The organism is Chroococcidiopsis sp. CCNUC1, assembly GCF_023546805.1.
Lineage (GTDB): Bacteria > Cyanobacteriota > Cyanobacteriia > Cyanobacteriales > Chroococcidiopsidaceae > Chroococcidiopsis > Chroococcidiopsis thermalis.
The window spans coordinates 294,951-316,268 of the sequence record NZ_CP097480.1 but is presented as its reverse complement, the minus strand read 5'-3'; the positions used below and the strand labels follow the sequence as shown (position 1 = coordinate 316,268).

Here is a 21,318-nt window from a genome sequence, read left to right as displayed (position 1 = left end):
ATGCCAAAACTCAGTATTATCATACCGACACGCGATCGCCCGCAACTATTACCGCGTGCAGTGCAAAGTGCTTTATCGCAAACCATGACAGATCTTGAAGTCATTGTCGTGGACGATGCTTCGACTCAACCGGTGGATTTACCAGCAGATCCGCGTTTGCGAATCATTCGTCTATCTACCCCTCGTGGGGGTGCGGGGGCGCGGAACGTGGGTACGGAAGCGGCGCAGGGGCGCTGGATTTCCTATTTAGATGACGATGACTGTCTTTTACCCGAAATGGCAGTTGTATCCTTAGAGGCGATCGCCAAAGCAACTTTACCTCCACCTGTCGGCGTTATTTCTGGGATCGACGTGGTTGATGATAGCGGGAAAACTCTAGAAACTCGCCTTCCGCCTCCCAGTCGTCCCCGTGGCTGTCATTTTGCTCTAGAAGTTTTGGAACCAGGCAAATCTTACAACACCAAACAAACTTTAGTGGTGGAACGGGATGTCATTTTACAGATAGGAGGCTGGGATGAAACGTTTCGTTCCCGCGTCCATACCGAGCTTTTTTTGCGGCTGAATCCCGTCTGTTCGATCTTGGGTTTACCCATCGTCACATATCAACTTTACGAGCATCCAGGGGCGCGAGTGTCCCGCAATACAAAATTGCGTCAGGAAAGTTTTCAACGTTTGATTGACAAGCATCAGGCAATTTTTCGCGCTCATCCGCAGATGTTTGCAAATTTTGTCTACGATCACGCCCTAATGTCCTATCGGATGGGGCAAAAATCCCAAGCCTTATCCAGTGTTATTTGGGCAATACAGATCGATCCGTTACGGACGATGAAAAAGACGATAAAACAGCTAGTGCAACGCTTTTAATTTTCTTCGATCGCTCCTTCTGCTTGATGGGCGATCGCTCGTAACTTATCTATAATCTCTGGTGTCACTTGCCACAATCCTCGCTGCTTGGCTTCAATTAACCTTTCTGCCATATCTCGCAATGCCCAAGGATTTTTTTGCTGCACGAAGTCTTGGACGGCTGGATCGAATAAATAAGCTTCGGCAATGCCTTGATACATATAATCTTCAACGCAATGAGCTGTAGCATCGTAGGCAAATAAATAATCTACTGTTGCTGCCATTTCAAAAGCCCCTTTATAACCGTGACGCATCACCCCCGCAATCCATTTTGGATTAACGACGCGGGAACGATATACCTTGGCAATTTCTTCTTTTAAATCACGAATGCGAGGGTTTGCCGGAATAGAATTGTCACCAAAATATGTCTGAGGATTTTTACCGCGAACGGCGCGCACGGCAACAGTTAAACCACCTTGAAATTGATAGTAATCGTCAGAATCGAGCAGATCGTGTTCGCGATTGTCTTGGTTGTGCAAGACAATTTGCATTTCACCCAAACGTTGCTCGAACGCTTCTGGGGCGGCTCGTCCTTCTGAATTACGGGAATAAGCGTAGCAACTCCAATTGATATAAGCATGAGCTAAATCGCGATCGCCCGTCCAATTTTGCGCTTCAATTAATCCTTGTAACCCAGCTCCATAAGCCCCTGGTTTAGAACCAAAAACACGGTAAAGCGATCGCTCTTTTGCCTGTTCGGGTGTCAATCCTGCCGAGTACCAAAACTGGGTTTCGTGTTTCACTTTGGCAGCAAGCGGATTTTGCTCTGCTGGTTCGTCCAACTGCGACACGGCAATAACGGCACTATCAAACAAATCGATTAAATTAGGAAAAGCATCGCGGAAAAAACCAGAAATTCTTAAAGTCACATCCACGCGCGGACGCGCCAACACCGATAGAGGCACAATTTCAAAATCTACCACCCGCCGAGAAACCCCATCCCATACCGGACGCACTCCCAGCAAAGCCAACGCCTCAGCAATGTCATCTCCCCCAGTCCGCATAGTAGAAGTTCCCCAAATCGACAAACCAAGAGTTTTGGGATATTCTCCGTTTTCCTGCGTGTAGCGTTCGATTAAAGCTTCAGCTGCTTTACGTCCGATGTCCCAAGCTGTTTCTGTCGGAATGGCGCGGATATCCACCGAGTAAAAATTTTTTCCCGTTGGTAATACTTCTGGACGACCTCTCGTCGGCGCACCCGATGCCCCACTAGGAACGTATCGCCCATCTAAACCACGTAATAAATTGGTAATTTCCTGTGGAGTTTGTGCTAAAGCGGGTAAGAGGCGATCGCGAATCCAATTTAAGGTATTGGTAATGGGTAATGGGTAATGGGTAATTGGTAATTGGGTTTTTTCTCCCTCAGCTCCCGAGAGCCTCCCCAGCTCAAGAGCAGCTCTTTTCTCCGACTCCCGACTCCCGACTCCCGATTCCCCAATCAATACTTCCACCAACTCAGCCGCATACTGTTCTAACACTTCGATCGCATCGCCGATTATATGACAGGGTGTTTGAGTTTTTGCTGATAAAATTCGAGCGCTTGTCTCTGAAAGTTGAGTGCTGAAATCTGTCGTGAGGGGATCGAAATCTAATTCCCAGGCTTGAGCAATTGCGCGAGTGATTCCTGGTTGGTAGGAATTAGGTTGACGGGCGATCGCTACAATTAAATCTCGTAATTGTTCTCCTTGCGGGCATTGTCCAAATATATGCAAACCATCGCGAATTTGAGCTTCTTTGAGTTCGCATAAATAACCGTCGAGTTGGTTAATGGTTAATGGTTGTTGGTTGTTGGTTGTTGGTTGTTTTTCTCCCTCAGCTCCCTCAGCTCTCTTTCCCCCCGACTCCCGCTTCATGCCCAAGTCTAAGTGTAAATTTTCCTGAACGATTAATTGCCAAATGCGATCGCTAATGGCTGGCAATCGAGTCGGATCTAGACTTTGAGCTTCGTAATACTCGTCAACTAAACTTTCTAATTGGTGTAGCGCTCCGTAGAGTTCTGCCCGCGTCATGGGAGGCGTTAAATGGTCGATAATCACTGCTTGAGCGCGGCGTTTTGCTTGCGAACCTTCCCCAGGATCGTTGACGATAAACGGGTAGAAATGGGGCATAGCACCCAAAGCAATTTCAGGATAACACTGACTTGATAGCGCCACACTTTTACCTGGGAGCCATTCCAAATTACCGTGCTTGCCTACATGTACGATCGCATCAGCACCAAAATGCTGTCGCAGCCAATAATAAAAAGCCAAATAAGTATGCGGTGGTTCTAAGTCAGGCGCGTGGTAATTTAATGCCGGATCGCGATCGTATCCCCGTGCTGGTTGAATCCCCACGAAGACGTTACCGAGTTGAATGCCTGGAATTGGTAATTGGCAATTGGTAGTTGGTAGTTGGTAATTGGTTGTTACTCCCTCAGCTCCCTCAGCTTCCTCAGCTCCCTCAGCTCTCTTCTCCCACCGATTGACAATCTCCTGCTGCGCTGCTTCGGGAAGGGTGGCAAAATATTGTTGATACTCTTGCCAACTCAATTGCTGTGGAAGCGATCGCCACTGACTATCAGGATCGTTTGTGACTCCAGATGTCAGGCGTTGGATCAGTTCGTCTCCAGTTTGCGGTAGATTTTCTACTTGATATCCCGCTTGTTGTAAAGATTTGAGAATTTCTATACAACTAGCAGGAGTATCTAATCCAACTCCGTTTGCCAAACGTCCGTCACGATTGGGGTAGTTTGCCAAAATGAGAGCGATTTTGCGTGCTGCTGGCGGACGAGAACGCAGCTGCACCCAACGCTGAGTTAGTTCAGCAACAAATTCAAGGCGATCGCGCACCGACTCGTAAACGACTACATTCGTCTCTAGAGCTGTATTCCAGCTCTGTACTGCTTTAAACGACACAGCACGGCTAATAATGCGCCCATCCACTTCTGGTAGTGCCACATTCATGCCGATATCCCGTGGCGATAGCCCTTGAGAACTTGTCTCCCAGGTTGAAATTGAACTGCTACTAAAAATAACTTGCAGTATTGGTATATCTAGTTGTTGCCACAAGTTAGCGGCAGTCGGGAGTCGAGAGGAGCCAGTCGCTTGCTCATTTTCCCCCGCTCTTGCGAACTGGCGTTCGGGAGTCGGAAAAATACGTGTCAGAGAAAAACTCGTTGTATTTAATAAGACTTGAATTTTTGCCTCATCTTTAGGCTGGAAGTAAGATAGGACATCTGCTTGCACTTGTGGATCGCGCAGCGAAGAAACGAAAACTGGTACTGGTAATAGATTTCTAGCTACTAATGCTTGACAAAGATCGTCAATTACACCCGTGTTACCTGCTAAATAGTGAGCGCGGTAGAACAGAATGCCAATTTTTGGTAATTGGTAGTTGGTAATTGGTAGTTGGTAATTGGTAGCTGGTAATTGGTAATTGGTAATTGGTTGCTCACTACTAGCTCCCTTGTCCCCCTTGTCCCCTTGTCCCCATTTTGAATTTTGAATTTTGAATTTTGAATTTTGTCTCCGACTCCCTTCCACCCATATAGCCCCACACGCGGAACCACCTGCGGAGGTTGAGGATTGTATGAAGTATGAAGGCAGAAATCGGCAGTGAATAGCAGCGCATTGACGGCATTTTCTACTCCACCTTCTAGAAAGTATCGCCACAGTCGATCTCCCACTGCTAACGGAACAGTCGAATGTGCGATTAAATCGGGGTCGATCGCGTCATCTCCTGGGATAACTATCAGTGCTGCACCAGTCCGCCGTGCTGTTTCCCGCACCACTTCTAAACCATAAGACCAATACGATCGTCCCCCCAAAAGCCGTAGTATAATAACTTGAGCTTTTTCTAAAACGTCTTCTGCATAAGTATCTATAACAATCTGTTGCTGTAATTGCAGCAAATTAGCAACTCGAAAAGTAGGAAAGCCCATCGGTAATTTAGTCGCTGCTGCTGCCAAAGTTTGAATATCGGTATCGGTAGCAGTAAGCAATACCAAAGGAGCTGGAGTTTGGGCAAACAAAACGACACCATCAATTTGAGGATTCCAATCTCCAGGGGTGGTACTGATACGATGCATATAACTCTCTGTTCGGCTTAGACTAGTGGTTAAGCTGCATGGGAAAACTTTCTTAGCCTATCATCCAAATCTTATCTATCTCAATCTGCGAAAATGTCTAGTTCTCAGGACTTGAGCTTCCATCAACTTTTGCCCCTGACAATTTTTCAGCAATTAGGGCAACTTCTTCAACAGATGGCTCAAGAATTGGGAAATGAGGCTTTGATAGTTACAGAAGAAGCACTGGTTTCAATTCCGACACGACCTGAAGCAACAGATCTGTTTACATTAGTCGTGTCACAACAATTTAGCGCTTTGCTAGTAGCAGAAAGAAGACAGGAGACAGGAGATAGGAGACAGCAAGAAGAACTTACACTCAAAGAGTCAATAATTTTAAACTCAGTCAATTCGGAACTTGGTACAGAAGCTTACGTTACACTGCAAGAGCGAAACTCCGAATTACTCAACGTCAAATTAACATTTGAGCCAGCAGCGATCGCCCAATTTTTGCAACACCTCAACGGCTGCTTAGAAGACAATTCTCTTGCCCGCGCTACTCTAGCTCGATACAGCCAAGTCATTCAACCCAACAACGCTACCCTTCAAGGGAAATTTACGTTAATGTTGCTATCCGTGCTAGCCCCAAGCTCGCACCAAAATGACGCACAAGAGTCGATTTACCCTTTTGTTTCGGTCTGCCAACCTGTAGAAGAGGCTTTGCACCAACAAATTGCCCACGAGCGTTTGCTCAACCAAGTGACGACTCAGATCCGTCAAAGCTTGGAATTACCGATCATCATCTCAAATGTAGTAGAACGAGTACGAGAGTTTTTGCAAGTCGATCGCCTAGTAGTTTATCAATTCGAGCAACAAGAATCAGCGATCGGGGAGCAGTTACCAGTTATCAGGGAGCAGGGAATCTTCAATTCCGAATTCCGTCAGCCGAAGGCGAAGCGAAGCGTTATTCCGAATTCCGAATTCTCCACTCACGGCTGTGTCATCTACGAAGCCCGTGCTAGCGCGTCAATTGATTCCGTACTCAATTATCGAGAAGAAAATTGCTTCGTTCCCGCTTCTGGGTGTTGGGAGAAATATCGCCAAGGTTTTACGCTGGCGATCGCAGATGTTGACAAAGCTTATGTTTTATCGTCTTGCTTGCTTGCCTTTTTGCAGAAAATTCAGGTACGAGCCAAGCTAATCGCTCCAATTGTATTTCAGCAACAACTTTGGGGTTTACTCATCGCACACCAATGCTACGAACCGCGCTCTTGGCAGGAAAATGAGAAAAATTTACTGCGGCGAATAGCGGAACAACTAGCGATCGCGATCTATCAAGAAGAGTTAATGCGATCGTTGAAGCTGGAAAAACAAACCCTAGAACAAAGAGTGATCGAGCGGACACAAGCATTGCATGATGCTCTACTTGCAGCTCAAGCAGCTAGCCGCGCTAAAAGTGAATTTCTGGCTACAATGAGCCATGAATTACGCACTCCCCTCACTAGTGTCATCGGGATGTCATCTACCTTACTACGTTGGCCCTCAGGAGAAATGAGTCAGCGCCAACGTCAGTTCCTACAAACAATTCACGATAGTGGCGAACATCTTCTAGCACTTATCAACGACATTTTAGAACTGACGCAGTTCGAGTCAGGCAAGGCAGTTTTAAATTTAAGCGAATTTGCTTTAGCGCAACTAGCGGAAGCTAGCTTGCGATCGCTGAGCGATCGAGCAACGCGCCAAGCAGTTAATATCATGCTCGATCTCAAAATCTCTCCCGACTATCGGCTGTTTGCCGATCCCCAACGAGTTAGTCAAATCTTATGGAATCTACTCAGTAACGCGATTAAATTTACTCCCGAAGGAGGAGAGGCAATTTTAAGGATTTGGAGCGAAAACGACTTTGCCGTAATTCAAGTAGAAGATACGGGAATTGGCATTGCTGAAGAACATTTACCTCTGATTTTTGAAAAATTCCAACAACTCGATTCTCCTTACCAGCGTCATTACGATGGGACGGGACTGGGTTTAGCCTTAACCAAACAACTCGTCGAACTCCACCAAGGTCGGATTGAAGTTGAATCGACTTTAGGTAAGGGTTCTATTTTTACTGTTTGGTTGCCTAATAACAGGGAGCAGTAATCAGTGACCAGTTGTCAGTCAACAAATGACCAATGACCAATGACGAATCAAATATAAGCAATCAGGCGACCGCAAACGATCGCCACAGCCCAGAGCAAGAGGGAGAAGATCGCGATCGCTCTCACCCCAACTGGCGCTCGAATACCTCGATTCCACCGCTGAATTGACCTGGAGTAGTATAGGTGAAACATAGCTGCATTAACACCAGCAAGGGCGATCGCCCCTAGTTTCAAACGAAAGGCAGGATTAGCCGCGATCGCTTCCGCGTCAGATGCAAATAAGAGGAAACCTGTCAAGAGGGCGGAGCCAAAACCGATGTAAGTCCAGGGTAAAAGATGCCCTGCCATGTCAGTCACTAGCAAATGGCGAGAAAAGCCTAGCAACCGCAGGTCGAACATGGCGATCGCTCCCACTAGAATGGCAAAGCTGATAATATGCCCGATTTCGACTGCTGGATAGAGCCACGCCCACTGTTGCATTGCCGCAGACAAGGCACTCTCTTGGAGCCAAGTCAACCAGCTTTGATGCTCAAGCATACTGTTTAGCGCAGCGGTATAGTTTTGTCGCCGACTATAATCTGCTCTGCTCGCATCTCATTTTTCTCGCTACGGTGAGGATAGCCTACGACGTTAACCGTTTCTCCAACCTGCAATTGCTTTGGTGGTAGTCCTCGGTTTTGCAGTCGTGAGGGTGGTGCAAGGACGGCTTCCCATAACTGCTCTTTGGTTTGCAGTTGTAAGACAACATGTGGGTTATCGTAGCCTATTGCTTGAATTTTTCCTGACAGATTGAGCGTTTTACTGTTATCGTATTCGCTCCATCCGTGGTGCGCTATTGCCGTGCTTGTCCAAGTAGCCATGAAGATTGCTACACAACAAGCCGTAATTATCATCCGCATCATTTTCGTTTTCAGCATTTCTCTAGCCTCCGACAAGCGTAAGGTACTAGCGGATAATTTTGCGATCGCATTAGGGTCTAGTATGACTGACAAATATGACGTGGATGTGTCAGTTCCAAGTGGAGTCTAATTATGAATTATCTGAAGGCGCGATCGCCTCATATAAAGCAGAATAATCTGTATCGGCTAAGCCTCGATCGATCGCAATTTCTAGTATTTGCCGGACTCCTTCTAAATGATTTACGTTAAGTCCTTGAGATCGCGCTTCGGAAATAAATAAATTGGTATCTTTGAGTAAATGCTTGGTGGGAAAATTGGGATTGTCGTAATTGCGATCGAGCATTCGCTGTAATTTTTTATCAAATGTGGGTGCGTAAAGGGCGCTTTGACGAAGGATTTGCATGAAAATCTCCACATCAATTCCCTGACGCTCGATTAAACTTAAACTCAGGGCAAAGGCACTCGTGAGAGAGGCTATGAGTTGATTGAGTGCTAGTTTCACAGCCGCCGCACTCCCGACATCACCGATATGCAATGGTTCGGAACCAAAGTTTTGTAGCAAACTTAACCACTGCTGAAACTGTGCTGGCGAACTTCCTACCATCACGAGCAATTTTCCGGCTTTTGCTTCGGGAATACTTCCTAGTACGGGTGCTTCGAGGTAATCGCCTCCAGCAGCAACTACTTCTTGTTGAATTTCTTTGCTATCGGTGGGGGTAATAGTTCCCATTTGGATGATAGTACGTCCCGCCAAGTGTTGCTGGGTAGCTGGAGATAACAAGACATCCTGAATAGCACTAGCATCGGTCAACATCAAAATAATACACTCGCAGGCAGCTAACACCTCATCTGGACGAGTTGCGATCGCCACGCCAGCCGATTTGAGCGGAGCTAATTTTTCTGGGGTACGATTGTAGGCAACCAGCTCTATATTGGCAGCTAATAACCTTTGTGCCATCGGCAATCCCATCAACCCAGTCCCGAGAAATCCTACCTTCACTACTTTCCCTCCCAATATAGGGATATTACATGTAACGTCTCTACATGTAACGTCTCTACATGTAACGTCTCTACATAATCTACAATCTCAAATCCTCAAGTCCTATCGCCAATAAGGACGACCTTTCCAAAATACTCCAATGACAATAGCAATCAACTGCATTTCGTTGTTGTATATACTGACTAATCTTTCGGGAATGGGTAGAAATGACCTGACTAACAAGCAGAGAGTCAAACACAACACCAAAGCCCACAGCACGCCAGTGTTAACAGTTATATTGGCGAAAAATTTTTCTAGTAGGTAAACTGCTAATGCTCCAACACCGACAACGCCAGCAAATTGTACTATGACACCTAAACTGCCACCATACATTAAGCCGACGATCCGTGCTAATGCTGGCGATAAGTCAGAGCCGACAATAAAAAAGAAATCTATAACGACAACAATCAGCGTTACAAGGATAGAAAGTAGGAATAGCGATCGCCACGGTAAAAATTTTAAGCGCCGGAGAGGACTTGACATAGTTTAGAGCTGTTATTTAAAGTACTTGAATCATCAACTACCAACTACCAATTACCATCTACCAATTACCAATTAGAAACAAAACGACGATACAAACGGTAGGACTTGCGGACAATATTTAAAATAAAATAAGGCATTCGCAGCCGTAGTGGGTAAAGAATCGGCAGATACAGCCAGTAGTAAGCTTTCTTTAAATCTTGCCATGCCGAGCAAGCTTCTTCGTGCAAGAAGTCAGAAACATCGACTACAAATCCCCTGCCTTCCCACATCATAATATTCCGACCGTGGACATCGTGGGGATGCAGTTTGCGCTTACGGGCGTAGTCTAAAGCTGCGTCGATGTCTTTAATGACTTGCTTTGGAATTGGTATTCCCTGGTGCATACAGTCGTATAGAGTCATGCCATACAACCGCTTCAGAACTAACCAGCCTTCCTCAGCATATAAACATTCAGAAAAAGCAGGATGGGAACCCAAACGGTGGTAAACTTCTACTTCCTCCGTCCAACCCGGACGATTGGGTGCATAGACCTTCACGACTCGATCTGGCTGGCTGGGGTGATAGAATACTGCGGCATAATTCCCCGTTCCTAGTAATTGCCAAGGAGAAGGAACTTTACTGACGACTACAGGGTTATGGGGTTCGATGCTGTCAATCTGTAATCCAGGCAGTAATTCCCGCTCGCTCAGCTCGATTAACCAATCCAGATGCGTTTGTTCCATATACAGTTTGCCAGGGATGGCAAGATTGCTCCCATGCTAACTTGGTGCAGTGCGAGTGTTCTTGTTCGATCGCTTGCCACCGCGATCGCAGTCTATTCATCGTTAGGTGGCAGTGCGTCCAAAATACCATTTTGTATGACTACCCTGGGGTAAATGAAGAGAAAAAAAGTCATCCAGGTGAGTACGGGTATGGCAACGAGAATCGTCAGCCACCAAGTTTTAACTAACAACCAACTACCGCTAATGAGCGTTACACCTGTAAGGAAAATTGACCAAGGCTGACACCACCAAGGCTTATAATTCCAAACGCTGACGGGTTTGCGATCGGGGAGTTGATGCATGGGATTAACTTCTGATGGGATTAACTGCTAATGATGAAACTTCTTGTACAGCATAGCAGTGACGGGTTTCCCCTCTCTAAGGTGGCGTTGGGCGATCGCCAAAACTTCATCAGCACGTACCCCGCAATACCAAACCTCTTCTGGCAAAACTAATACCATTGGTCCCATACCGCATTGTCCCAAACAACTACTACTCTCGATTTCCACCCCAGGAACTAACTGCGCTTGAAATGCTGCTAGCACCTTACGCGCACCTTGCTTGCGACAAGTACGGTTTTGACAGACTAAAACTCGCTGACGAAAATTAGCTCCATTCCCCATGAATTTATCCAAACACAACACGTAGGGGCGCAATATGTAGGGGCGCACAGGTGTGCGCCCCTACATGAAACCAATTATGATGAAATTTGCCTTCAGCTGCGCAAGAACCAAAATTTCAAATTCCTACAGATGCTTCACTTCCGATACTAACTTCGCTACGGCATCTTTAGCACTACCAAAAAACATCATGGTTTTGTCTTTGTAGAATAACTCATTGTCTACCCCTGCAAAACCCGTACTCATGCCTCGCTTAATCACGATTGTATGCTTTGCTCTGTCTACTTCTAAAATCGGCATTCCATAAATCGGACTCGCGGTATCGTGCCGTGCGGCAGGATTGACAACATCGTTTGCACCAATTACCAAAGCCACATCAGTTTGATCGAACTGGGGGTTGATATCATCCATGTCGTACAACTGGGTGTAAGACACGTTTGCTTCTGCCAACAACACGTTCATGTGTCCCGGCATCCGTCCCGCTACAGGATGAATGGCATATTTGACTTCTACACCCAATCTGTCTAGTTGATCGGCAAGCTCCCGAACGGTGTGCTGTGCTTGAGCTACTGCCATCCCATAACCAGGAACGATCACTACAGAACGAGCATAACCCAACATCATTGCGGCTTCTTCAGCATCTACAGAACGGGTAGCTCGATCGCCTGCGGCAGCACCACCAGCACCACTAGCCGAGCCACCGCCACCAAAAGCACCGAATAAAACGCTAATCAGGGAGCGGTTCATCGCTTTACACATGATCTCCGTCAGGATCAATCCCGAAGCGCCTACCAATGCACCAGAGATGATCAGCACGTTGTTCATGACTACGAAACCAGCCGCACCTGCTGCTAAACCAGAAAAGGAGTTCAACAGCGAAATCACCACAGGCATATCGCCTCCACCGATGGGGACGACGAACATCACCCCTAGAACCAGGGAAACAGCGACTAATCCCAAAAATACGGGTAAATTAGTCGGATCGACCAACAAAAAGCCGCTACCTACGATGTAACTAATTAGCAGCAGAGCGTTGATTGGTTGCTGCAAGGGAAATGTAATCGGGGAACCACTAATCAGTCCTTGTAGCTTGGCAAAAGCCAGCATACTACCCGTGAAGGTGATGCCACCGATAAAGACATCTAGCAGCATGGAGATATTGGCATCGAGCGGCACTGGTTCGGCAGTTCCCAACAATCGCCAAAACTCGGCAACTGCCACTAAAGCAGAAGCAGCACCACCTAAACCGTTGAGCAAGCCTACCATTTGAGGCATTTCAGTCATTTGGACTTTGTAAGCCGCGATCGCACCTATTGCCGAACCGATCGCCAAAGCCACTACAATCATTTGATAGTTCAACACCTGGCGATCGAGCAGCGTTGCCACGATCGCCAGTAGCATCCCGATCGCCGCCAACAGATTACCGTTACGCGCTGTTGCAGGCGAACTCAGTTTTTTCAAACCAATAATAAATAAAGAGGCAGCAACTAAATAAGTTAGCTGAATCCCAGTTGGCAGAAAATCGCTCACGCTTTCACCTCTTTTTTCTTAAACATTTGCAACATGCGATCGGTGACTAAAAAACCACCGACAACGTTAATTGTGGCTAAAATCACGGCAATCAAGCCCAAAATCACTGATAAATTTGATTCTTGAGGACCAGAAACCAGCAAAGCACCGATCACCGCAATCCCTGAAATTGCGTTAGAACCAGACATCAAAGGCGTGTGCAGTGTCGGCGGGACTTTATTAATCACCTCAAATCCCGCAAACGATGCCAAAACAAACACAAATAAAGCGGCAATTAAAGCTTCTGTCATGAATTAATCCTCCTTTTGGTAGTCGGGAGTCGGGAGTCGGGAGTCGGAATTATTTTTGACTTTTGACTTTTAACTTTTGACTTTTGTTTTACCCATTACCAATCCCCACTAGTGTTGCCAAGGCTTCCTTTACCCGTGAATTGCGAATTTCTCCAGCGTGGGTAATACAGGCTGCTTCGATGATGTCGTCTTCAAAGTTGAGCTGAAGGCTTTTATCTTCTTTATTAATCATCAACTGCACCAGTGACAGCAGGTTTTTGGCATACAATTGGCTGGCGTGGATGGGTACGGATGAGGGGAGATCGATCGTGCCGATGATGGTAACACCATTGCGCTGTACGTCTTTTCCTGGCTCTGTGCAAGCACAGTTACCACCTTGTTCTGCGGCTAAATCGACCACTACCGAACCTGGCTTCATCTGCGCTACCATTTCTTCTGTCACGAGGATCGGTGCTTTTCTACCAGGGACTTGTGCAGTGGTAATAACTACGTCTGATAGCTTGACGTGTTCCGCGATCGCTTGTTGAGTGCGCTGTTTTGCTATTTCCGAAACTTCCTTTGCATAGCCGCCAGCAGCTACAGTTTCTTCTTCTAACTGCACTTCAACAAACTTGGCTCCCAAGCTTTGGACTTCTTCTTTCACCGCCGGACGAATATCAAAAGCTTCTACAACTGCTCCCAGTCGTCTTGCAGTGGCGATCGCCTGTAATCCTGCTACTCCCGCACCAATTATGAATACTTTGGCTGGGGCGATTGTCCCCGCCGCTGTTGTTAACATGGGAAAGTACTTGGGTAAAGCTGCCGCTCCAATTAGCACTGCTTTGTAACCCGCGATCGAAGCTTGAGAAGACAAAGCATCCATGCTCTGCGCTCTAGTCGTGCGGGGGATCATCTCCATGCTAAAGGCTGAAATTCGCCGTTCTGCTAGCCGCTTGGCGATCGCAGGTTCTCCCAAGGGATTGAGGAAACTAATTAATACAGCTCCTTCCCGTAACATTTCCACTTCCGAGCGTCCATCTTCGCGTTCTTGGGGACTCCTACTTTCAGCAACACGTCTGCTTCCCACCACAGATATCCCGGATCGCTAACGATTTTGGCTCCTGCGGCTTCGTAGGCTGCATCCGAGAAGAAAGCGCGATCGCCAGCTCCCGCTTCTACCCACACCTCTACACCTTGTTTTACCAATCGGGCAACGACATCTGGTACTAGAGCGACCCGACGCTCTCCAACTTCGATTTCTTTTGCCACCGCTATTTTCATGACTTCTCCGTTAACACAACAGCTAAATTCTTCCTCTCGCGCGATCGCAAATCTTTGCGCTTTGTTAGCAGTTTTCTCGCGATCGAGTAATACTTAATCTCCCTACTCCTCTTTTACCAATTGCAATCTATTTTTGGCATCATAACAATGCAAAAATTGCAGATCTTGCGATCGATCCTCACATTTTTTCGATCTTATGTTGCGCTTCAAAGCTGAGATCTACCTCTTTAACTTCTTTTAGGAATTGCCAGATGAAAGTGAATGACTACCTCTGCTGACAAGCCTGCTGTAATCTTTTTTCTTAACATATCAAGCAATTGTAATAGCACCCGATTTAGTCTGCGTTTTGTTCGGGTTTTGTCTAGAACTAAGATAAAACTATTAAATAAAACTTGCTCAAAAGGTATCTTGATGACTGTAGCGTAGACAACTATCAATTGTGTGACTCAACAACTCAATTTTTATAACAAAAAGTTTATATTTCGTAATTTGTAATTTGTAATTCGTAATTGAGCGAGCAATTGTCAGTTATCAGTGACCAGTAAAGAATGGGGGGTGGGAAGTGTGGGAGGACACAAGGGAGAATTTTTTCCCCCTTGTCCCCCTTGTCGCCCTTGTCTCCCTTGTCCCCCTTGTCGCCCTTGTCTCCCTTGTCCCCCTTGTCGCCCTTGTCTCCCTTGTCCCCCTTGTCCCCTTGTCCCCCTTGTCCCCTTGTCTCCCTTGTCTCCCTTGTCCCCCTTGTCTCCCTTGTCTCCCTTGTCCCCCTTGTCTCCCTTGTCTCCCTTGTCTCCCTTGTCCCCTTGTCCCCTTGTCCCCCTTGTCCCCCTTGTCTCCCTGCTCCCTGCTCCCGACTCCCGACTCCCTGCTCCCTGACAACTGCAACTAATAACTAACACGCAGCGTCTGTAGAGAGCGAGCGAGTTCTAGTAAATTAGACTTAGTAACGCACTATTCTTGCTTGTGAGGAGTGCGGCTCATTACAATTGTTGTCCGAAGGAGATTTTATGCGTCGCCTACTTGCCTCGATCGCCGTTTCTGGCTTATTACTAACTGGGTTGCCCCTTGTATCATCCGCTCAGGGTACATCAGGATTTACTCTCTGGAGTGGCGTAAAGCGCGAGAATCAACTCCCCTACAAATTAGACTTTGGCGGACAAACTAGCGGCTGGGATCGCTATCGGTTGAGAATTCCACAGAAAAAGCTGAACTTGGCAGTATCGCAGTTTTCTATTTCCTACCCGGACTATTTTAAAGGTAAATTTGACACCGATCGGATTGAGGTGCGGATTAAAGGCGATAAAGTGCCGTTGCAAGAAGTTGTTTGGGATAAGGAAAATCATAAAGTCGATATTTATCCTAAAGAACCCGTTCCAGCTGGTAGCAGAGTGGAATTGGTCTTCTCGAACGTGAAAAATCCTAGCTCTGGTGGTACTTTCTACTTTAACTGTCAGATTCAAACACCTGGAGACGTACCGCTACTGCGCTATCTGGGAACGTGGATCGTTACTATCAGTTAATCGGCGATCGGCGGTTGTTGTAGAGACGTTACTCGTAACGTCTCTACAACAACTATCTGGTTACGAAGGTTTCATGCTAAAATTGCAGATTGTGACTTTTTTAGCTAAAAATTCCGAATAACTGAGAGAGCAGATTTATGAAACGCACGCTGGAAGGTACTAACCGCAAAAGAAAGAGAACATCTGGGTTTCGCGCTCGGATGCGTACCCCCGACGGACAAAACGTGATTAGAGCGCGCCGCAGAAAAGGTCGTCATCGCCTCACTGTCTAAAGTCCCTAATAGAAGTGACTGAATCAGTGAGTAGTGAGTGGTAATTGGTAATTGGCGCTTTTGCAAGAGACAATTAACTAGCTGCTGACAACTTTTCCCTACTCCCTGCTCCCTGCTCCCTACTCCCGTTCTTCACTGATAACTGGTCATTTGGGTTTGTCAAAAGTAAATCGGCTCTCAAGTAGAGAAGACTTTCGCGCCGTATTTCGAGCTGGAATACGGCGCAACAGCGATCGCATGACTTTGAGAGCTTTGCGAATGCAAAATGCCACAACTTCAGTAGCAGATGGCAAGCTAGCCACAGCTACGCATAAAGTAGGTGCGCCTACACGGATCGGTATTTCCATCAGCACAAAAGTGAGTAAAAAAGCAGTCGTTCGCAATCGGATTAAGCGACAACTGCGGGTTGCCTTTCGCTGTCTATTGCCGCGAATTTCACCTGGATGGTTACTGGTAGTTATCGTTCACCCATCAGCAGCACGACAGGAGTGCGTAACCAAACAATTTCTGCAAGAATTAGAGCAGTTATTGGTAGCAGCCGAGGTGCTTAATGGGAATTCGTGAAGAAGTTTACTACGAAGGTGGTCCTCACGTTGGGGATCTAATTATTAACCTGCTCATCGGGCTGACGCTGATTGGTATCCCCTTAACAGTTGGTGCAATTGTACGGGCATTGTGGTTGCGCTACCGCATCACAAATCGCCGTATTTCTGTTACAGGCGGCTGGATGGGGCGCGATCGCACCGATATCATTTATGCTGAAATTGTCAAAATTGTGAAAGTGCCGCGTGGCTTCGGTTTATGGGGCGATATGGTACTAACTTTAAGAAACGGTAGCCGTTTGGAAATGCGATCGGTTCCCAAATTCCGCGAACTATACGACTATATCAGCGAAAAGGCAGCCGAAAAAAATCCTCAAGTCAAAACCAAAGCTACAACTTGAGAATATTATGTAAGCAATTAGTAGTTCTCTGTTGTTAGTTATCGATCGCTTGTCATTGGTTGGCAAATGACTGATGACAAATGACCGATGACTAAAATCGGATAGATTAGATTCAGACGAATGACAAATTATTTCAGGTTGACTTCAAGATAATGGATTTTGGTATAGGGTTTCTTTCCAACAACGTCATGTTGCCGATCCTAGATTTTTTCTATGGGATCGTGCCGAGCTACGGGTTGGCGATCGTAGCCTTGACACTGGTGATTCGCTTTGCGCTCTATCCGCTGAGTGCCGGATCGATTCGGACGATGCGCCGCACGCGAGTTACTCAACCTTTGATGCAAAAGCGCGTCAAAGAGATTCAAGAGCGTTATAAAGACAATCCTGCCAAAATGCAGGAGGAAATGGGCGCTGTTTACAAAGAATTTGGCAATCCATTGGCAGGATGTTTGCCAGTCTTACTGCAAATGCCCGTACTGTTCGCCCTATTCGCGACGCTGCGGGGCTCGCCGTTTTCGGATATCAACTACAACGTCAACCTGCAAGTCTTTCCCCAAGAACAGATCGAACGCATTCAGCCGCAGGCTTTTACCACTCCGCCGCAAAACATTTACATAACCGATGGCGTTCACGCTCGCGTTGCGGCGATCTTGCCCAGTGGTAATAAATTGGTGGTCGGGGACAAAACTAAAATTGATTTTCAAACTCCAGAGGGCAAGCCTTTCTCAGCCCTAGCAGCAGAGTATCCCGACACCAATCTCGTCCCCAAATGGAAAGTCACTAAAGGGGAAGAAAGGATAAAAATTGATGAAAACGGTACTATCGAAGCCCTCCAACCAGGTGATGTGACAATTCAAGCAACAATCCCTGGACTTGCAGCTAACAAGGGCTTTTTATTTATTGATGCCCTCGGCAGAGTTGGCGCTTTTGATGAAGACGGAACGATCCATTGGGATATTGTGGCAATGGTGATTGGTTTTGGTCTAAGTCTCTATCTCAACCAAGTGCTATCCGGTCAAGGTTCTACCTCTAACAATCCCCAACAAGATACAGTCAACAAGATCACCCCAATTATTTTCTCAGGGATGTTTTTGTTCTTCCCGCTACCTGCTGGCGTGTTGATGTACATGCTGATTGCGAATATATTCCAAACACTCCAGACATACATTGTTTCCCGCGAACCCCTGCCAGAAAACTTACAAAAGCTTGTCGAAGCAGCAGATGCTAAAGCAGGAGACGATGCAGGTCGTCAGTCGCTTCCTTTTGAACCAGGGCGGAAGAAAAAAGAGAAACCTTCAGGCTAAATCATGAGTGACGAGCAGATCGGGCAGCGGGGTCAGCAATGGCTAGAGCAACTCCTGCAACTGTCAGGAGTCTCTACTCAAGTTACAGCTAAACTGCAAACCCCAAAGACAGCAAACAGCGACCCAGAAGAACACGATAGTTATTGGCTGACAATCGAGCAGACTAGTTTACCACCAGAGCAAGTCCAAGCTTTGATTGGTGCGGAAGGTTCGGTTCTAGATGCCATTCAGTATCTTGCTAATGCTACCCTGAATTTAAATCAACCTCAGGAACGGCAAGCCGCTTATATAATTGAGCTGGATGGCTATCGTTTGCGGCGACAAGCAGAAATTCAAGCGATCGCCACCTCAGCGATAGAACAAGTCCGTACCACAGGACAAGAGGTGGAGATCAAATCTCTTTCGTCCGCTGAAAGGAGGCAAATTCATACTTTTTTGAAGGATTTTCCCGATTTAGAAAGTTTCAGTCGTGGCAAAGAACCGCATCGTCAGTTGGTGATTCGCACGATCGGTAGTAGTTAGACTGGAAATGAATTCGGAATTCGGAATTCGGAATTCGGAATTAAGGATTTGAGATTATTTAATTTACAACTTGGCAAGCCCTATGGAGGCAATTTACATTCCTCATCTGACCACAGCACCGCAAAAAACTAGGGTCATCGAGGTTGATGAGTTCTTACCCGATCTAGACACCCTAACTCCGGTGCGTGGTCAGGTGCGCGTGCAACACGGTGGCAACTACTTAGAGGTTTCAGCTCAGGTAGAAACCATCGTTACCTTAACTTGCCATCGCTGTTTGCAACAGTACAACCATCGCCTGAAAGTAGAAGCTTCAGAAATTATTTGGCTAGATCCAGAAGCAGGTAAAGAAGAAACTGCGATCGAGTTAGAAGTCGCATTTGAAGATCTGGTCGAAACTTTACAGCCTACAGGTCATTTCGATCCTGGGGAGTGGTTGTACCAGCAGTTATGTCTAGCCATGCCTCAGCGTCAGTTGTGTGACAGTCTGTGTCAGGGCATTCAACTATCGCCGCAGCCAGAAGAACCGTCAGAACCATCAAGCGATCGCCGCTGGGCATCTTTAGAATCCTTGAAAAATCACTTGTCTAATTAGGGACACCTGATATGAGCTTCCGCGAAGAGTTTGCACTGTTGCTACGCGCCCGCTACCCGATCGTCTATATTCCTACCTATGAGGAAGAACGAGCCGAAGTAGCAATTCGGGAAGAAGCCCGCATCCAAGGAAATCGCGCTGTCTATACTTGGGATTTTGTCGATGGCTACCAAGGTAATCCTAACGATGCTGGTTTCGGTCGTCGCAATCCTCTACAAGCTCTAGAATTTGTCGAGAAACTGCCTGCTTCGGCTCCGGCAGTTTTTATTTTGCGTGATTTTCATCGCTTTTTAGAAGATGTTTCCGTGTCGCGCAAACTCCGCAACTTAGCGCGGGTACTCAAATCGCAACCGAAAAATATCGTCTTGCTGTCGCCACGAATCGTCACTACGGAAGAATTGGGTGAAGTTTTAACCATTTTAGAATTTCCCCTACCCGCAGCCGCTGAGATTAAGTTGGAGGTAGAACGCCTTTTGGCAGCCACAGGGCAATCTTTAGAGGCTAAAACGGTAGATGAACTCGTGCGTTCGTGCCAAGGATTATCGATCGAACGGATTCGGCGGGTACTAGCAAGAGCGATCGCCTCTCACGGAGAGATTCAACCGGAAGATGTCGAATTGGTTTTGGAAGAAAAGCGCCAGACCATTCGCCAAACTCAAATTCTTGACTTTTACCCTGCCACTGAAAAAATTTCGGATATTGGCGGTTTAGACAATCTCAAAGATTGGTTGTTACGTCGGGGTGGAGCATTTAGCGAACGCGCTAGGGCATATGGTTTACCCCATCCACGCGGACTGATGTTAGTTGGAATTCAGGGAACGGGTAAATCGCTAACAGCTAAGGCGATCGCCCATCACTGGCACTTACCTTTGTTACGCTTGGACGTGGGGCGATTATTCGGTGGTTTGGTCGGAGAATCGGAATCTCGCACCCGACAAATGATTCAAGTCGCAGAAGCTCTATCTCCCTGTATTCTCTGGGTAGATGAGATTGATAAAGCTTTTGCCGGGTTGGGAGCAAAAGGCGATGCTGGCACGACTAGCCGCGTCTTTGGAACATTTATCACTTGGTTGGCAGAAAAAACTTCTCCCGTGTTTGTCGTTGCTACTGCCAACGATATTCATGCTTTACCACCCGAGATGTTGCGTAAAGGCAGATTCGACGAAATCTTTTTTGTTGGTTTACCGATTCAGGAAGAACGCAAAGCAATTTTCACCGTCCATTTATCTCGCCTGCGATCGCATAATCTCAAAAGTTACGATCTCGATCGCCTTGCCTACGAAACTCCTGATTTTTCTGGGCAGAAATCGAGCAAACAATCGTGGAAGCCATGCACATCGGCTTCAGTCAAAATCGAGACTTTACTACTGACGACATTTTAGAGGCGGCGAGTCAAATCATTCCTCTTGCCCGTACTGCCCAAGAACAAATTCAGTTTTTGCAAGATTGGGCAGCGGCTGGAAAAGCCCGTCTTGCCTCTAAACACAGCAGCCTGAGCAACCGAATTCAGCGGCAATTGCAGTAGAACAGTTATCAGTTATCAGGGAGCAGGGAGCAGAGGGGCAACTACCAATTACCAATTACCCATTACCAATTACCAATAATTAAAAAATCTACTACATTCAGACGATTATGCTAGGATTCGTGCTGTAGTGATTATGGGACAATAGTAGGGTATCGCCATGACTTTGGCAGGAGCAGCTAAATTTGTCCTGGGTGTTAGCTTAGCGCTGGCGATCTTGGCTGGTGGTAGCGCCGCAATTGCTTTATATTTTATGTATAGAGTCACAACTCATCCGCCTAAGCCGACTTTTGCTAACGAACTCAACCAAAAACCAAAAGCTGTGCCTGCTCCGAAACAGCAAGCACAGCCTGAAATATCTAATCCCGATAATACTAATAACGCTGAATCTACGATCGAGAAAGCGGATTCTGACACTAATTCTACTGAGCCTCTAGCGCCAGGAACCTATAGAGCTAGGGTGTCTTGGGAAAAAGGCTTAAGTCTCCGTGCCGAGCCTGGAGCGGGTGCTGAACGCATCGGCGGGTTGGAATACAATCAACAAATCGTAGTTTTAGAAGCAAGTCCAGATAAAAATTGGCAAAGAGTTCGCTTATCGGATAGCGATCGCGAAGGCTGGATCAAAGCAGGTAACATTGAGAAAATCCAGTGAAGAGCAAGCTGCGCTCGACAACCGAC

Annotated in this window: 22 protein-coding genes and 2 pseudogenes; 12 read left to right on the top strand and 12 right to left on the bottom strand. The window is 46.7% G+C overall.

Annotation, left to right across the window (positions count from 1 at the left end; translation table 11 throughout):
- On the top strand, nt 1-864 hold the full coding sequence (locus tag M5J74_RS01495; RefSeq protein ID WP_015152381.1) for a glycosyltransferase family 2 protein: 864 nt from the start codon (nt 1-3) through the stop codon (nt 862-864).
- Here M5J74_RS01495 and cobN read toward each other — a convergent pair.
- Entirely contained in the window at nt 861-4,424 is a 3,564-nt protein-coding gene (gene cobN / locus M5J74_RS01490) for a cobaltochelatase subunit CobN (protein ID WP_371933986.1), read from the bottom strand. The genes M5J74_RS01495 and cobN overlap by 4 nt on opposite strands.
- Before the next feature lie 638 nt (nt 4,425-5,062).
- On the opposite strand from cobN, the gene M5J74_RS01480 reads away from it, so the two are divergent.
- Complete coding sequence (locus M5J74_RS01480; protein WP_250015051.1) at nt 5,063-7,087, top strand: GAF domain-containing sensor histidine kinase; 2,025 nt, start codon at nt 5,063-5,065, stop codon at nt 7,085-7,087.
- A gap of 47 nt (nt 7,088-7,134) precedes the next feature.
- On the opposite strand, the gene M5J74_RS01475 is transcribed toward M5J74_RS01480, so the two are convergent.
- Entirely contained in the window at nt 7,135-7,623 is a 489-nt protein-coding gene (locus M5J74_RS01475; RefSeq protein WP_250015049.1) for a hypothetical protein, read from the bottom strand.
- Nucleotides 7,624-7,628: 5 nt separating this feature from the next.
- Nucleotides 7,629-7,946: a DUF6152 family protein gene (locus M5J74_RS01470; RefSeq protein WP_199197539.1), complete on the bottom strand. Its 318-nt coding sequence runs from the start codon at nt 7,944-7,946 to the stop codon at nt 7,629-7,631.
- On the opposite strand from M5J74_RS01470, the gene M5J74_RS01465 reads away from it, so the two are divergent.
- Nucleotides 7,945-8,115: a hypothetical protein gene (locus tag M5J74_RS01465; protein ID WP_181245437.1), complete on the top strand. Its 171-nt coding sequence runs from the start codon at nt 7,945-7,947 to the stop codon at nt 8,113-8,115. The genes M5J74_RS01470 and M5J74_RS01465 overlap by 2 nt on opposite strands.
- Here the strand turns inward: M5J74_RS01465 and M5J74_RS01460 are convergent, their stop codons facing one another.
- The 9 genes and pseudogenes from M5J74_RS01460 to M5J74_RS01415 all read right to left on the bottom strand — a co-directional run bounded on the left by M5J74_RS01460 (nt 8,116) and on the right by M5J74_RS01415 (nt 14,850).
- Entirely contained in the window at nt 8,116-8,985 is an 870-nt protein-coding gene (locus M5J74_RS01460) for an NAD(P)-dependent oxidoreductase (RefSeq protein ID WP_250015047.1), read from the bottom strand.
- A gap of 102 nt (nt 8,986-9,087) precedes the next feature.
- A complete protein-coding gene (locus tag M5J74_RS01455; protein WP_015152375.1) occupies nt 9,088-9,507 on the bottom strand; it encodes a hypothetical protein in 420 nt (139 codons plus the stop codon).
- A gap of 65 nt (nt 9,508-9,572) precedes the next feature.
- Complete coding sequence (locus M5J74_RS01450) at nt 9,573-10,229, bottom strand: serine/threonine protein kinase (RefSeq protein ID WP_015152374.1); 657 nt, start codon at nt 10,227-10,229, stop codon at nt 9,573-9,575.
- Between the two features lie 92 nt (nt 10,230-10,321).
- Complete coding sequence (locus M5J74_RS01445; protein ID WP_015152373.1) at nt 10,322-10,570, bottom strand: DUF6737 family protein; 249 nt, start codon at nt 10,568-10,570, stop codon at nt 10,322-10,324.
- Between the two features lie 27 nt (nt 10,571-10,597).
- Complete coding sequence (locus M5J74_RS01440; RefSeq protein ID WP_015152372.1) at nt 10,598-10,891, bottom strand: ferredoxin; 294 nt, start codon at nt 10,889-10,891, stop codon at nt 10,598-10,600.
- A 123-nt stretch (nt 10,892-11,014) separates the two neighbouring features.
- The gene (locus M5J74_RS01435; RefSeq protein ID WP_015152371.1) at nt 11,015-12,418 is read right to left on the bottom strand and encodes an NAD(P)(+) transhydrogenase (Re/Si-specific) subunit beta; all 1,404 of its coding nucleotides are present in this window, start codon (nt 12,416-12,418) and stop codon (nt 11,015-11,017) included.
- On the bottom strand, nt 12,415-12,708 hold the full coding sequence (locus M5J74_RS01430; protein WP_015152370.1) for an NAD(P) transhydrogenase subunit alpha: 294 nt from the start codon (nt 12,706-12,708) through the stop codon (nt 12,415-12,417). Before M5J74_RS01430 ends, M5J74_RS01435 begins: the two co-directional genes overlap by 4 nt.
- Nucleotides 12,709-12,796: 88 nt before the next feature.
- Nucleotides 12,797-13,968: pseudogene (locus M5J74_RS01425) on the bottom strand (Re/Si-specific NAD(P)(+) transhydrogenase subunit alpha).
- Nucleotides 13,969-14,499: 531 nt separating this feature from the next.
- The gene (locus M5J74_RS01415) at nt 14,500-14,850 is read right to left on the bottom strand and encodes a hypothetical protein (RefSeq protein ID WP_250015045.1); all 351 of its coding nucleotides are present in this window, start codon (nt 14,848-14,850) and stop codon (nt 14,500-14,502) included.
- A 122-nt stretch (nt 14,851-14,972) separates the two neighbouring features.
- Here M5J74_RS01415 and M5J74_RS01410 point away from each other — a divergent pair, with 122 nt between their 5' ends.
- The 9 genes and pseudogenes from M5J74_RS01410 (at nt 14,973) to M5J74_RS01365 (ending at nt 21,292) form a co-directional block, all read left to right on the top strand.
- Nucleotides 14,973-15,485: a DUF2808 domain-containing protein gene (locus M5J74_RS01410; protein ID WP_015152368.1), complete on the top strand. Its 513-nt coding sequence runs from the start codon at nt 14,973-14,975 to the stop codon at nt 15,483-15,485.
- A 137-nt stretch (nt 15,486-15,622) separates the two neighbouring features.
- Nucleotides 15,623-15,757 carry a 50S ribosomal protein L34 gene (gene rpmH, locus M5J74_RS01405; protein WP_015152367.1) on the top strand — a complete coding sequence of 45 codons (135 nt, stop codon included), beginning with the start codon at nt 15,623-15,625 and terminating at the stop codon, nt 15,755-15,757.
- Nucleotides 15,758-15,907: 150 nt separating this feature from the next.
- Nucleotides 15,908-16,321: a ribonuclease P protein component gene (gene rnpA / locus M5J74_RS01400; RefSeq protein ID WP_015152366.1), complete on the top strand. Its 414-nt coding sequence runs from the start codon at nt 15,908-15,910 to the stop codon at nt 16,319-16,321.
- Nucleotides 16,308-16,700 carry a PH domain-containing protein gene (locus M5J74_RS01395; RefSeq protein ID WP_015152365.1) on the top strand — a complete coding sequence of 131 codons (393 nt, stop codon included), beginning with the start codon at nt 16,308-16,310 and terminating at the stop codon, nt 16,698-16,700. Before rnpA ends, M5J74_RS01395 begins: the two co-directional genes overlap by 14 nt.
- Nucleotides 16,701-16,852: 152 nt before the next feature.
- A complete protein-coding gene (yidC, locus tag M5J74_RS01390; RefSeq protein ID WP_015152364.1) occupies nt 16,853-18,004 on the top strand; it encodes a membrane protein insertase YidC in 1,152 nt (383 codons plus the stop codon).
- A 3-nt stretch (nt 18,005-18,007) separates the two neighbouring features.
- Nucleotides 18,008-18,526, top strand: coding sequence for a R3H domain-containing nucleic acid-binding protein (locus tag M5J74_RS01385; RefSeq protein ID WP_015152363.1), 519 nt, complete (start codon nt 18,008-18,010; stop codon nt 18,524-18,526).
- A gap of 82 nt (nt 18,527-18,608) precedes the next feature.
- On the top strand, nt 18,609-19,118 hold the full coding sequence (locus tag M5J74_RS01380; RefSeq protein ID WP_015152362.1) for a DUF177 domain-containing protein: 510 nt from the start codon (nt 18,609-18,611) through the stop codon (nt 19,116-19,118).
- Between the two features lie 11 nt (nt 19,119-19,129).
- Nucleotides 19,130-20,643: pseudogene (locus M5J74_RS01375) on the top strand (AAA family ATPase).
- 157 nt (nt 20,644-20,800) lie between these two features.
- Entirely contained in the window at nt 20,801-21,292 is a 492-nt protein-coding gene (locus M5J74_RS01365) for an SH3 domain-containing protein (RefSeq protein WP_250015039.1), read from the top strand.
- The last annotated feature ends 26 nt before the right edge of the window (nt 21,293-21,318 follow it).